We start from the raw sequence: 11,525 nt of genomic DNA on the forward strand, positions 1-11,525 counted from the left end.
CCGTTGTCTCCGTTGGAATAATGATTGGCACGCGAACGCTGCGCCTGGGTTGACCCGAGGCGCGAAAAACAAAGGGAGTCCGGCTTTATTGCGGCTGGTAGTGGATGGACTTGAGCAGCGCCGCCTGCTGCTGGTGGGCCTGCCGGAGATCGGCCATGAGCTCCTCCGACGTGGCGCTGCCCGCAGCGTCCATGCCCATCTCCCTGACGCGCGCCTGCACGGCGGCCTGCTGGAAATGCCTGAGCGTCAGTTCGCGGATCTTCTGCTGCACCTCGGGCGGGGCGTCGGGCCGCGACCAGACCGCGAACCAGCCGGCCTGGGCCAGTTCGGGATAGCCCAGCTCCTTGAACGTGGGCACCTGCGGCAGCTCGGCAATGCGCGTCGGGTAGTTGACGGCAATCGCCTTGATCTTGCCGGCCTTGATCAGCGGCAGCGAAGTCGGCAGGCCGTCGAACATCAGCGGCACATGACCGCCCATCAGATCGGTCAGGCCCGGCGGCGAGCCCTTGTAGCCCACATGCTTCATGGACATCTGCGTCAGCTGGCCCAGCAGCATGCCCGAGGTATGGCCCTTCATTCCCGCGGCATAGGACGCGAAGTCCAGCCCTTCCTTTTGCGCCTTGCCATACGCCACCAGCTGCTGCAGATTGGTGACCGGCAGATCCTTGTTGGCGACCAGCACCAGTCCCGTGCGGCTGAGCTGGGCCAGGGGCTTGAGATCCTTGAACGGCTGGTAGCTGACCTTGTAGGCCAGCGGCGTCTCGCTCACGATGCCGCCCTGTATCACCAAAAAGGTGTGGCCGTCCCTGCCGTTTTGCAGCAGGTCGCTGACCGCGAGCACGCCCGCGGCGCCGGGCTTCGATTCCACGATCACCGGCTTGCCCAGGTCGTGCTGCAGGCCTTCGGCCAGCAGCCGGGCCAGCGCGTCGGCGCTGCCGCCCGCGGGCGCGCCGACCAGCAGGCGAATGGGCTTGGCGGGCCAGGCGGGCTGGGCCTGGGCCGTCGCCGCAGCGGCCACGGCCGCGAACACCAGCCCCCACCACCCTGCACTGCGTTGTTGTTTCATGCTTGTCTCTCCTGCGGTGTCAGTAGGGCTTGTCGCCGATGATGGCCGCGCGCTCCATTTTGCGCGGCGCGGGCCAGTAATCCTGCACCGCGTAATGCTGGGTGCAGCGGTTGTCCCACATCGCCACGCTGTGGGGCTTCCAGCGGAAACGCACCTGGTACTCGGGAATGGCCGCCTGGCTGGTCAGGTAGTTGAGCAGCAGGCTCGCGCCCGGCGTCTTGTCCTGGCCGTAGCGCACGTTGTCGGGCGTGTGGAAGTTCGCGAAATGGGTGGTGAAGCTGCTCACAAACAGCACCTGCTCGCCGGTTTCGGGGTGGGTGCGCACCACCGGATGCTCCACGGGCGGATGCTGGCGGCCCAGCGCCAGGCGCTGCTCCTCGGGCATCACGGCGCCGAAGCCATGCTCTATGCTGTTCTTGGCCTTGAGCCCGGCGATCTTCTTCTGGACGTCGCCCGGCAGGTTGCGGTAGGCCTCGGCCATGTTGACCCAGATGGTGTCGCCGCCCACGGGCGGGCATTCGATGCAGCGCAGCACGCAGCCCATGGTCGGCGTCGCGCGCCACTGGCCGTCGGTGTGGTAGCTGTTCTCGTAGTTCTCGCGCTTGTCGCTGCGGTAGATCTGCACCAGGCCCGGGTGGTCGGGATCGCTGCCCGCGACGGGATGGTCCTCGAGCTCGCCGAAATGGCGCGCGAACGCCACATGCTCGGCGCGCGTGATGTCCTGGTCGCGAAAGAACAGCACCTTGTGCTGCAGCAGCAAGCCCTTGATTGCATCGGCCAGGCCGGTATCGCGCGACGCCTCGCCCAGGCTCACGCCCGATATTTCGGCACCGATGGTGCATGTCAGTTGTTCGACTTTCATGGCCTGTTCCTCCTCAGATGGTGAAGACCGAAGCGCCCACGGTCTTGCGGGATTCGAGATCGCGGTGCGCCTGCGCGGCGTCGGCCAGCGCATAGCGCTTGTGGATCTCTATGCGTATGCGGCCGGCCGCGACATGGCCGAACAGCTCGGCCAGCAGGGCCTGCTTTTCCGCGGGGTCGGCAATGTAGTCGGCCAGCGCCGGACGCGTCACGAACAGCGAGCCCTTGCGCCCCAGGATGGCCGGATCGAACGGCTCTATCTTTCCCGACGCCGTGCCCACGCAGACCAGCAGCCCGCGGCGCTGCAGGCAGTCGAGCGAAGCCATGAACGTGTCCTTGCCCACGCTGTCGAACACCACGGCCACGCCCACGCCGCCCGTGATCTCGCGCACCCGCGCCACCACATCCTCGTGGCTGTAATTGATCACATGGTCGCAGCCATGGGCGCGCGCCACTTCGGCCTTGGCATCGGTGGAGACCGTGCCTATCACCGTCAGGCCCAGCAGCTTGGCCCATTGGGTCAGGATCAGGCCCACGCCGCCGGCCGCGGCGTGCAGCAAAATGGTCTCGTGGCCCTGGAACGGATGGATGCGGCGCAGCAGATACGCCGCGGTCAGGCCGCGCATGGTGATGCAGGCCGCGGTCTCGAAGTCGATGCCGTCGGGCAGCCGGATCAAGGGCGCGGCGGGAATCAGCCGCTCGCTGCTGTACGCGCCCAGCGTGTTGGTGAAGCCGGTATAGGTCACGCGGTCACCCACGGCCACGTTGTCCACGCCCGCGCCCACCGCCGTCACCACCCCCGCGGCTTCCACGCCCATGCCGCTGGGCAGGGGCACGGGATAGATGCCCGTGCGGAAATAGGTGTCCGCGTAGTTCAGGCCCACGGCCTTTTGCTGCAGCCGCACCTGGCCCGGGCCGGGCTCGCCCACGCTCACGGTCTGCAATTCCAGGACCTCGGGTCCGCCGGTGCGGGCGAAAGTGATGATTTGTGCCATATCTGTTTCCTTGAAGTTCGCCGCGGCCGGCATTCCAAGCATTGCCTGCCGTCTGGGGAAAATTCTCGGATGGGAGCCCGGTGCGCGACTTGACCGATTGCGACAGGCAGTTGTCCTCTCGTGCGACCACGGGAAACTCCCCCCAGGGTCTTCCCGTAGACCTGGACGGCAGGCGGCAGACCGGCGTTTCCACCATTGACCGGCGCCACCGGTATTGATATACCTCAGCAAAACTCAAAGCAATGGCCTGGCAACCGCATTGCCGCGCCAGTCCGTGCTTCCGAATGGCCTTCGTTCCCCACGCCCAAAGCACATGTCCGCCCTGTCCATGACGCCGCGCATTCGCAGCATCAGCCTGAACAAATATGCGAAAGTCGCGCAGGAATTCGGGCTGGATCCGCTGCGCATGCTGCGGCAGGCCGGGCTGGACCACAGCTGCCTGAATTCACCCGACCTGCAGGTGCCCGAGACCGCGTTCGCCCAGATGCTGGAAACGTCGTCCGCGCATGCGGGCCATGCCGCGCTGGGCCTGCTCATGGGGGCCTGCTGGAAACTGTCGGATTTCGGTCCGCTGAGCCTGCTGCTGCAGCACCAGGCGAGCCTGGCCGCGCTGCTGCAGACGCTCAAGGACTACCCGCACCTGATCAGCAGCACGATCACCACCGAGATCGTGACCCAGCAGCGCCTGTCCATCATCCAGCTGCACCTGCGCACCGAACGCGACACGCCGGGCCGCCAGCCCATGGAGCTGGGCATCGCGGCCCTATTGAGCCTGTGCCGCCACCAGCTGGGCCGCGACTGGAACCCGCTCAGCGTGCATTTCACCCATGCCGCGCCCGCGAACGCAGTCCACCACAGGCGCGTGCTGGGCTGCGAAACGGTGTTTGCCTCGCACTTCGACGGCATCGTGCTGAGCAACCAGGACCTGCAGCTGCCGCACCCCGAATACGACCACCACATGGAAGGCCATGCACGCCAGCTGATAGACGCGCATGCGCCGCGGCCCTCGTCACGCGAAGTCGAGCAGCGGGTGCAGGACACGCTGCAGTCCTTGCTGCCGCACGGGCGCCACGGCATTGCCCAGGTCGCAAGCGCGCTGGGCTGCACTGCGCGCTCGCTGCAACGCCAGCTCGAAGGCCGCAACACCAGTTTTCAGCAAACGCTGGATGCGGTGCGCAGCCAGGCCGCGGTGCGCGCGTTGAAGAACCCGCATCTGTCGGTCAGCGAAGCCGCCGCGCTGTCGGGTTTCGCCGAGAACAGCTCGTTCACGCGCTGGTTCAGCAAGCATTTCCAGCAAAGCCCCAGCCAATGGCGCCAGCAGCACCTGGCCGCAGCGGGCTGAGGCCAGGGCGGCGACCGCCCGGCTTCAGGAGCGCAGGTAGATAGCGGCCAGCACAAAGCCCGCCATCCACAGCGTCTCGACCACGAGCAGCGCGAACGGCCGCCAGCCGGCGCGCGCCAGTTGCTTGAACGAAGTCTTCATGCCCAGCGCGGCAATCGCCACGACCAGGCAGTCGCGCGAAATGTCGCTCAGGCCGGCCTGGACGGCCGCGGGCACGGCGCCCACCGAATTGACGATCACCAGCGCCACGAACACCCAGAGGAACCAGGGCACGAGTGGCTGTTTTTTCTGTGCGGCGGCCGCGCCTTCGGCCTCGCGCTGGCGCTTGAACAGCGAGGACACGATCACCACCACCACGGCCAGCATGGACACGCGAAACAGCTTGACGATGGTCGCGTAATCGCCGGTTTCCTGGCCCAGCATGAAGCCCGCGCCCACCACCTGGGCGACATCGTGGATGGTGCCGCCCAGGAACAGTCCGGCCAGCTCGGGCGGCAAGTGCAGCAGGCGCGCGATCAGCGGGTAGATCACCATCGCCAGCGTGGACAGCACGGTCACCGTGACCACCACCATCAGCGTGAAGCGCTCGCTGTCCTTGTTGCGCGGCAGCACGGCCGAAATCGCCAGCGCCGCCGACGCGCCGCAGATCGCCACCGCGCCGCCCGACAGCACCGACTGCGCGCGGTCCAGGCCCAGGCGCCGGCCGAGCAACACGCCGCACAGCAGCGTGCTGACCACCGCCAGGATCACAATGGCCGCCGTGCTCCAGCCCAGGCCCATGATCTGGCTGGCCGTGATGCGCGCGCCCAGCAGGCCCACGCCCAGGCGCAGCACCGTGCGCGCGCAGAACTCTATGCCGGGCCGGGTCTTGGGATCGGCGCTGAGATAGTGGAACGCCACGCCGAAGAACAGCGCATAGAGCAGCTGGGGGCCGCCATGCAGTTTGGACACCAGCGTCGCGGCCATGGCCACCACGGCGGACAAGGCCGCGCCCGGCAAACATTGCAGCAGGCGCTGCATGCCGCTTTCGGGCCGGGCGGGATCTGCGGGCAGGCGGGAGGTGAGGAAATTGGGCACGCTGGATCTCTTCCAAAGGGGGTATCTAAGGCTTTAGCCGTTTTCTGCATTTGATAATACGAAAAACTCATAAAGAAAAAAATCAGATAATTCCACTCAGAATGATCGATAAAACCACTCAACCTGCCTCTCTTCGGCTGCGCCTGAGCCTGCGCCAGCTCGAGGTGTTCCTGGCCACGGCACGCGGCGGCAGCACGCGCGCCGCGGCCGACCGCGTCGCGCGTTCGCAGTCTGCGGCCAGCACCGCGCTGGCCGAGCTCGAAGCCGCTCTGGGCTGCGAGCTGTTCGATCGCATAGGCCGGCGGCTGCAGCTCAACGAGAACGGGCGCGCGCTGCTGCCCAAGGCCCAGGCCATCGTCGATCAGGCGGCCGAGGCACAGGACCTGTTCATGGGCGAGCACGCCGCGCCGCTGCGCGTCGCGGCCAGCTTCACGATAGGCGAATACCTGCTGCCGCAGCTGGTGTCGCGCTGGACGCAGCTGCACCCCAAAAGCCTGATCCATCTGCGCATAGGCAACACCAGCGAAGTGATAGATGCCGTCGCCGCCATGGACGTGGACATAGGTTTCGTCGAAGGTTCGCAGACCCACCCCGATCTGGTGATGCAGCCCTGGAGCGATGACGAGATCGTGGTCATCGCCGCGCCCGGTCATGCGCTGGCAGGCCGGCGCGCGACGCCGCAACAGCTGGCCCAGGCCACCTGGGTGGTGCGCGAGCATGGTTCGGGCACACGCCAGGTCACCGACGAATGGCTGCTGAGCAATCTGCAGCAGGTGCGCATAGGCTTCGAGCTGGGCAGCAACGAGGCGATCAAGCGCGTGGTCGCAGCCAGCGATGGCCTCGGTTGCCTGTCGCGCCATGCCGTGGAGCAAAGCGTGGCCGACGGCCATCTGATCGAGCTGCAGACCCGGCTGCCCAGGGCCAGGCGCAAGCTGGCCATCGTGCTGCACCGCGAAAAGAAACTGGGCGGCGGCGCCGCGGATTTCCTGGTGCATTGCCGCGCCGCGGCGGCGATTTAGCGGCTAAAAATCAATCGGGCCTAGCGTCTGCTGCTTCCATTGCGAAGCACTGCGGCCGAAGCGCTGACCGAACCAGTGGCTGAAGCTGCTGGGCCGCGTGAAGCCCAGCAGTTCGGCGACTTCGCGCAGCGGCCGGTCGCTTTCGCGCAGATGGCGCTGGGCCAGATCCATGCGCACTTCGTCGAGCAGCCTGCTGAATGTGAGTCCTTCGGCTGCAAGCCGGCGGTGCAGCGTACGCCGGTCGATGTGCAGGAAGCGCGCCAGCTCCGCCGCCGTGCAGCTGCCGCCGGGCAGCAGCGCGAGCATGATCTGGCGGCAGGTCTGCTGCGCGCTGTCGCCGCGCTCCACCAGCGCCGCCTCGAGGTATTTGCGCGCAAAGCCCGCGGCCACCTGGTCGCCCAGCGCACGCGGCTGGGCCAGGTCGCTGGCGCGGCAGACCAGGCCGTTGAACTCCTGGTTGAACTTCACGCTGCGCCGGAAGAACGCGCGGTGCGCGGCCGCGTTCTCGGGCGGCCTGTGCGTGAAGCAGACTTCGAGCGGCTGCCACTGCGGGCCGGTCAATTCGCTGAGCATCTGGAACATGCCGCCCACTGCGAGCTCCACCGACTGGCGCATCTGCAGTCCGGGCGTGGGCAGCAGCTCCTCGCGTATGACCACGACGCTGCCCGCATCCTCGACATCGAGAAGAAGCGAGGCATTCACCAGCTGCAGATAGCGGCACAGCGTGTCAAGCGCCTCGCGCGGCGAGCCGGCCTCGCGCAGCACCAGGCTGATAGGTCCCAGCGCCGACAGCCGGCGCCGCGCCGCCAGGCGCAGCGCCAGGTCCTCGGTATGCGTGGCGCGCGCCGTGATCTCCAGCAGCTCGCGCGCCGCATCCCTGGGAATCAGCAGTTCGGGATCGTCGAGAAACCGCGCCTGCAGGCCCACGCTGCGCAGAAAGGCATAAGGGTCGCGGCCCAGCGACTGCACCAGCTCGACATAGCCGTTGAGGCTGGCGCTGCGCACGAAATGCGAAATCTGTTTCATGTTCCAGCCTTCGGATGGCGCACCGCATGCACGCCATTTGTCCCAGATAAGCAATTCTATGTCCCCGAAAAGCAAGTCCAGGAACGGGTCAGGCCAGACACTGAAACCACACATCCATCCCCCTTCAATCTGGAGACTCCCGCATGAACTTCCTCGACGGCCACCTCTACCCCGAAAACCAGCAGCCGCTGATCATCACCGCCGCGCCCTACGCGCCGGGCTGGATTCCCTCGGACTTCCCCGAAGACATTCCGGTCACCATGGAAGAACAGATCCAGAAGGCCGTCGACTGCTACGACGCCGGCGCCACCGTGCTGCACCTGCATGTGCGCGAAGCCGACGGCAAGGGCAGCAAGCGGCTGTCGATGTTCAACGAACTGATTGCCGGCGTGCGTGCGCGCGTGCCCGAAATGGTGATACAGGTCGGCGGCTCGATCAGCTTCGCGCCCGAGGACGACGGCTCGGCCGCCAAATGGCTGTCCGACGACACGCGCCACATGCTCGCCGAACTCACTCCCAAGCCCGACCAGGTGACGGTCACGGTCAACACCACGCAGATGAACGTCACCGAGCATGCGGGCGAAGACGATTTCCGCGGCGTCTCGCGCGGCTTCCCGCACCTCTACAACACCTACAAGGACATGATCGTGCCCTCGAACCCGAGCTGGGCCGAGGAGCATGTGCGCCGCCTGTCGGCGGCCGGCATCCAGAGCGCCTTCCAGTGCTACAACATCAACAGCTTCGAGACCATAGAGCGCATGATCCGCCGCGGCGTCTACAAGGGCCCGCTGGTGATGAACTGGGTGGCGATCAGCGGCGGCATGGACCAGGCCAACATCTACAACCTGGCCAACTTCCTGCGCGCCGCGCCCGACAACGCGGTGATCACGGTGGAGAGCTCGGTGCTCAACGTGCTGCCCATCAACATGATAGGCATGGCCCTGGGCCTGCATGTGCGCTGCGGCATCGAGGACGTGCTGTGGAACCAGCAGCGCACGGGCAAGATGAGTTCGGTCGAGCAGATCAGGCAGCTGGTGCGCATCGCCGGCGAGTTCGGCCGCCCCATCGCCACCGCCCAGCAGGCGCGCGACATCCTGCAACTGGACACGTTCTACGCAACCGCCGACGAGACGCTGGCCAGGAACGGCTTCGCGCCCAACCGCAAGGGCGGCAACCAGGGCTTTTTGCGCAAGCCCGATTGACGGCCTGCGGACCCGCGGCCGCCGGCGCCCGGAAATGCATGGGGAGACAAGCGTGCGCCAAGGTGCACGCCCACCTGGATCAAGGAATACAAAAATGACGACTTTGAACCGCAGAGAAATCGTTCTGGGCGCTGCCGCATCGCTGGCGGGCGGCCTCGCAGCCGCGGCCGAAAGCAGCAGGGACTGGCCTGCGCGCCCCGTGAAAGTGATCGTTCCCGGCGGCGCGGGCGGCATTCTCGACACCATGGCGCGCCAGCTCTATGCGCGCCTGCAGCAGACGCTGGGCCAGCCGTTTGTCATCGACAACCGGCCCGGCGCGAATGGCGTGATCGGCTCGTCGGTGGTGAAGAACGCCGCGCCCGACGGCTACACCATCTTGCACAGCACGGCCTCGTCCATGGTGATGGCCGAGGCGCTCAATCCCGCGCTGCCGATCAAGACCTTGCGCGATCTGGAGCCCGTGGCGCTGTCGTCCGTGGGCGGCGTGCTGCTGGCCGTGCACGCGTCCGTGCCCGCGACGACATTGCCCGAACTCGTGGCCCTGCTGCGCAAGGACCCGCAGAAATACCAGTCGTATGGCTCGTGGGGCGTGGGCTCGAACGGTCACCTGACCATGGAGTGGATCAAGCAGCGCGAAGGCTTGTCGATAGAACATGTGCCCTACAAATCGACGCCCGCGCTGCTCACCGACATCGTTGCCGGCGTGATTCCCATAGGCTGGGTCGACGTGGTGTCGCCGCTGGGCTTCATTGCCCAGGGCAAGCTGCGCGGCATCGCGCTGACCGGCACCGTGCGCAGCCCCAAGCTGCCCGATGTGCAGGTGCTGTCGGAGCAGGGCTATCCGTTCACCGCCGCGGGCTGGCAAGGCGTCTTTGCCCCGAAGAACACGCCCCGCCCCATTCTCGAGCGCCTGCATGCCGCGATCAACGCGGAAGTGAGCAAGCCCGCGTTCAAGGAAGCGCTGCGCCAGGCCAACATCCCGCCCGCGCCCGCGGTGAGCCGCGAAGTGTTCGTGCAGACGCTGACCGACGACCTCACCGTCTGGCGCAAGGTCGTGGCCGACGGCAATATCCGCCCGGAGTGAAGCCGTCGCCATGAAGATTGCTTCCCACGCCGACAAGATCCGCCGCCTGCTGCAGCTGCGCGAGCGCCTGGACCCGCTGCAGGATTTCGAGCTCTGGTACTGGAGCAGCCTGACCGCGGGCACCAACATCTGGAACGCATCGTTGCACGCCTGCGGCCTGACCAGCGAAGACCGGGCCTTTTCCACCATTCCCGGCGTGCATGTGGTGCCGCAGGCCGACGGCGGCTGGCGGCGCGAACTGCGCGGCCCGGGCGATGTAAGCCATGTGGGCTGGCCCCAGATTCCCGGCGACATGCCTGCGCCCATCCAGCGCCTCGAAGCGGCCTTGCATGCGCTCGAGGAACACCGCGACCCCTGCCTGCGCGCGGACCGCGTCCCCACGCCGGCGATCGTCGCCGAGTGCGAGCGCGCGCTGTCCCAGGCCATCGCCGTCTACCAGGCCCTGGTGCCAATGGAGCAACAGCCATGACGCCCGAAAACCACCGCGACAAGGCCAGGCGCATAGAGCAGTCGCTCACCAAGCTCGGCGATGCCGACTGGGAAATCCGCATCGAGGCCGCGATGCTCGCCGGAACGCACTGGGTCAACTTCATCCTGCACAGGACAGGCCTGAGCACGCCGGCCGAAGACATGGTCCATGCCTCCATGACCCTGGTCAGCGTGCTGCGCAAATACCGGCTCGCCGAGCCTGAACTGATAGACCAGCTCGAGGAAATCGAGGAGCTGCGGCCGCTGTTCGTGCGCGGCGACATGGACGGCGGCGTGCCGGCCGCGCAGCGCGCGCTGGACTTGCTGGCCGCCATGGGCGCGCGCGCACGCCAGCTGGGCTGAAGGGTTCAGGCGCTGCGCGCCAGCGTCGTGACGATCGAATAGCGATTTTCGGGATAGAGCGTGCTGGTCACGATCACCAGCGCGCGCGCCGCGTCGCGGTAATGCTTGAGCACGCGCAGCGCGGGCGTGCCGCGCGCCGCGCCCAGCGTCTGCGCCATGTCTTCGGTCACCGAGCAGCACGACACCGTCTGCTCCACGCTTTCTATGCGCCGGCCGAACTCGGTCTCGATGATGTCGGCCAGCAGCTTGCCCGGCTGCTGTTCGGCCAGCGCGCCCACCTGGCGGTAATGCGGATCGACATAGGCATCGGTCCAGCCCAGCGGCCTGGCCTTGCCGGGCACATTGCGCACCATGGACAGCCGGTACCAGCGCGAGCCCGGCTGGCATTGCAGCGCCTTGGCCGCCGCCGTATCGAGCACCACATCGGCCGAAGCCAGCAGCGTGCGCTGCGCCGTGCTGGCGAGCATGACCAGGTTGTCGAACGACAGCGATTGCGTGAAGGTCGCGACGCCTCCGGGCAGCGCTTCGACTTGGGTTCCGCGGTTGCGCCGGCGCGAAATCAGGCCGCGCGCCTGCAACTGCTGCAAGGCCATGCGCACGGTGTTGCGGCTGGTCTGGTAGGCCGCCATCAGTTCCATTTCTGTCGGCAGCAGCGCGCCCACAGGCAGGTCGCCGGCGCGAATCTGCTGTATCAATTCCTCGGCCATTTGCTGGTACTTTGCTACCGCCATCAGCGCGCCCTTCCTGTGTATGTATGGCATATGTTCATCGGATATGTCCCTACATATCAAACATAGGGACAAATATACCATCCGGCATCTGCTTTCCAACCGAGGACCACCATGCGACGTAGAAGCCTGAACCTGTCCCTTGCCTGCTCGGCGCTTGCTGCGGCGCTGGCGCCCGTACACGCCTGGAGCCAGGCCGCGCCCGCCAAGTACCCTGCCAAGCCGGTGACCATCATCGTGCCCTTCACCGCGGGCCAAAGCGGCGACGTGCTGGCGCGCGTGCTCGGCGAGCCG

At 66.7% G+C, this 11,525-nt stretch carries 12 protein-coding genes and 1 pseudogene; 7 read left to right on the forward strand and 6 right to left on the reverse strand.

Annotated elements, in window-relative coordinates; all coding sequences use genetic code 11:
- Window positions 1–85: 85 nt before the first annotated feature.
- The 3 genes from RR928_RS04380 to RR928_RS04390 are packed head-to-tail and all read right to left on the reverse strand — an operon-like array spanning window position 86 to window position 2,922.
- A complete protein-coding gene (locus tag RR928_RS04380; protein ID WP_332534134.1) occupies window positions 86–1,066 on the reverse strand; it encodes a tripartite tricarboxylate transporter substrate binding protein in 981 nt (326 codons plus the stop codon).
- Window positions 1,067–1,085: 19 nt separating this feature from the next.
- On the reverse strand, window positions 1,086–1,928 hold the full coding sequence (locus tag RR928_RS04385; protein WP_332534135.1) for a TauD/TfdA dioxygenase family protein: 843 nt from the start codon (window positions 1,926–1,928) through the stop codon (window positions 1,086–1,088).
- Between the two features lie 13 nt (window positions 1,929–1,941).
- Window positions 1,942–2,922 (reverse strand): quinone oxidoreductase family protein, encoded by a 981-nt coding sequence (locus RR928_RS04390; protein WP_332681601.1) that lies wholly within the window; start codon window positions 2,920–2,922, stop codon window positions 1,942–1,944.
- 313 nt (window positions 2,923–3,235) lie between these two features.
- Here RR928_RS04390 and RR928_RS04395 point away from each other — a divergent pair, with 313 nt between their 5' ends.
- Entirely contained in the window at window positions 3,236–4,264 is a 1,029-nt protein-coding gene (locus RR928_RS04395) for an AraC family transcriptional regulator (RefSeq protein ID WP_332534137.1), read from the forward strand.
- A 24-nt stretch (window positions 4,265–4,288) separates the two neighbouring features.
- Here the strand turns inward: RR928_RS04395 and RR928_RS04400 are convergent, their stop codons facing one another.
- A complete protein-coding gene (locus RR928_RS04400) occupies window positions 4,289–5,284 on the reverse strand; it encodes a YeiH family protein (protein ID WP_332534178.1) in 996 nt (331 codons plus the stop codon).
- 158 nt (window positions 5,285–5,442) lie between these two features.
- On the opposite strand from RR928_RS04400, the gene RR928_RS04405 reads away from it, so the two are divergent.
- Window positions 5,443–6,360 carry a LysR family transcriptional regulator gene (locus RR928_RS04405; protein ID WP_332534138.1) on the forward strand — a complete coding sequence of 306 codons (918 nt, stop codon included), beginning with the start codon at window positions 5,443–5,445 and terminating at the stop codon, window positions 6,358–6,360.
- A 3-nt stretch (window positions 6,361–6,363) separates the two neighbouring features.
- Here RR928_RS04405 and RR928_RS04410 read toward each other — a convergent pair whose 3' ends face one another.
- Window positions 6,364–7,386 carry an AraC family transcriptional regulator gene (locus RR928_RS04410; RefSeq protein WP_332534139.1) on the reverse strand — a complete coding sequence of 341 codons (1,023 nt, stop codon included), beginning with the start codon at window positions 7,384–7,386 and terminating at the stop codon, window positions 6,364–6,366.
- Between the two features lie 143 nt (window positions 7,387–7,529).
- Between RR928_RS04410 and RR928_RS04415 the strand changes: the two genes are divergently transcribed.
- The 4 genes from RR928_RS04415 (at window position 7,530) to RR928_RS04430 (ending at window position 10,503) form a co-directional block, all read left to right on the forward strand.
- Window positions 7,530–8,588, forward strand: a complete 1,059-nt coding sequence (locus RR928_RS04415; RefSeq protein WP_332534140.1) for a 3-keto-5-aminohexanoate cleavage protein — start codon at window positions 7,530–7,532, stop codon at window positions 8,586–8,588.
- Window positions 8,589–8,682: 94 nt separating this feature from the next.
- The gene (locus RR928_RS04420; RefSeq protein WP_332534141.1) at window positions 8,683–9,672 is read left to right on the forward strand and encodes a Bug family tripartite tricarboxylate transporter substrate binding protein; all 990 of its coding nucleotides are present in this window, start codon (window positions 8,683–8,685) and stop codon (window positions 9,670–9,672) included.
- Between the two features lie 10 nt (window positions 9,673–9,682).
- Entirely contained in the window at window positions 9,683–10,141 is a 459-nt protein-coding gene (locus RR928_RS04425; RefSeq protein ID WP_332534142.1) for a hypothetical protein, read from the forward strand.
- Complete coding sequence (locus RR928_RS04430; RefSeq protein WP_332534143.1) at window positions 10,138–10,503, forward strand: hypothetical protein; 366 nt, start codon at window positions 10,138–10,140, stop codon at window positions 10,501–10,503. The genes RR928_RS04425 and RR928_RS04430 overlap by 4 nt, the downstream gene beginning before the upstream one ends.
- A 5-nt stretch (window positions 10,504–10,508) precedes the next feature.
- Here the strand turns inward: RR928_RS04430 and RR928_RS04435 are convergent, their stop codons facing one another.
- Window positions 10,509–11,234: a GntR family transcriptional regulator gene (locus RR928_RS04435; protein WP_332534144.1), complete on the reverse strand. Its 726-nt coding sequence runs from the start codon at window positions 11,232–11,234 to the stop codon at window positions 10,509–10,511.
- A 111-nt stretch (window positions 11,235–11,345) separates the two neighbouring features.
- Between RR928_RS04435 and RR928_RS04440 the strand changes: the two are divergent.
- Window positions 11,346–11,525: pseudogene (locus RR928_RS04440) on the forward strand (ABC transporter substrate-binding protein); the annotation flags it as partial.

The sequence above is a fragment of the Comamonas sp. genome (assembly GCF_036666375.1).
Classification (GTDB): Bacteria; Pseudomonadota; Gammaproteobacteria; order Burkholderiales; family Burkholderiaceae_C; genus Comamonas.

Bases quoted from the DNA above. Each gene is read 5' to 3' on its own strand.
- RR928_RS04380 (WP_332534134.1), bottom strand. From the start codon at position 1,066: ATGAAACAACAACGCAGTGCAGGGTGGTGGGGGCTGGTGTTCGCGGCC.
- RR928_RS04385 (WP_332534135.1), bottom strand. From the start codon at position 1,928: ATGAAAGTCGAACAACTGACATGCACCATCGGTGCCGAAATATCGGGC.
- RR928_RS04390 (WP_332681601.1), bottom strand. From the start codon at position 2,922: ATGGCACAAATCATCACTTTCGCCCGCACCGGCGGACCCGAGGTCCTG.
- RR928_RS04395 (WP_332534137.1), top strand. From the start codon at position 3,236: ATGTCCGCCCTGTCCATGACGCCGCGCATTCGCAGCATCAGCCTGAAC.
- RR928_RS04400 (WP_332534178.1), bottom strand. From the start codon at position 5,284: ATGCAGCGCCTGCTGCAATGTTTGCCGGGCGCGGCCTTGTCCGCCGTG.
- RR928_RS04405 (WP_332534138.1), top strand. From the start codon at position 5,443: ATGATCGATAAAACCACTCAACCTGCCTCTCTTCGGCTGCGCCTGAGC.
- RR928_RS04410 (WP_332534139.1), bottom strand. From the start codon at position 7,386: ATGAAACAGATTTCGCATTTCGTGCGCAGCGCCAGCCTCAACGGCTAT.
- RR928_RS04415 (WP_332534140.1), top strand. From the start codon at position 7,530: ATGAACTTCCTCGACGGCCACCTCTACCCCGAAAACCAGCAGCCGCTG.
- RR928_RS04420 (WP_332534141.1), top strand. From the start codon at position 8,683: ATGACGACTTTGAACCGCAGAGAAATCGTTCTGGGCGCTGCCGCATCG.
- RR928_RS04425 (WP_332534142.1), top strand. From the start codon at position 9,683: ATGAAGATTGCTTCCCACGCCGACAAGATCCGCCGCCTGCTGCAGCTG.
- RR928_RS04430 (WP_332534143.1), top strand. From the start codon at position 10,138: ATGACGCCCGAAAACCACCGCGACAAGGCCAGGCGCATAGAGCAGTCG.
- RR928_RS04435 (WP_332534144.1), bottom strand. From the start codon at position 11,234: ATGGCGGTAGCAAAGTACCAGCAAATGGCCGAGGAATTGATACAGCAG.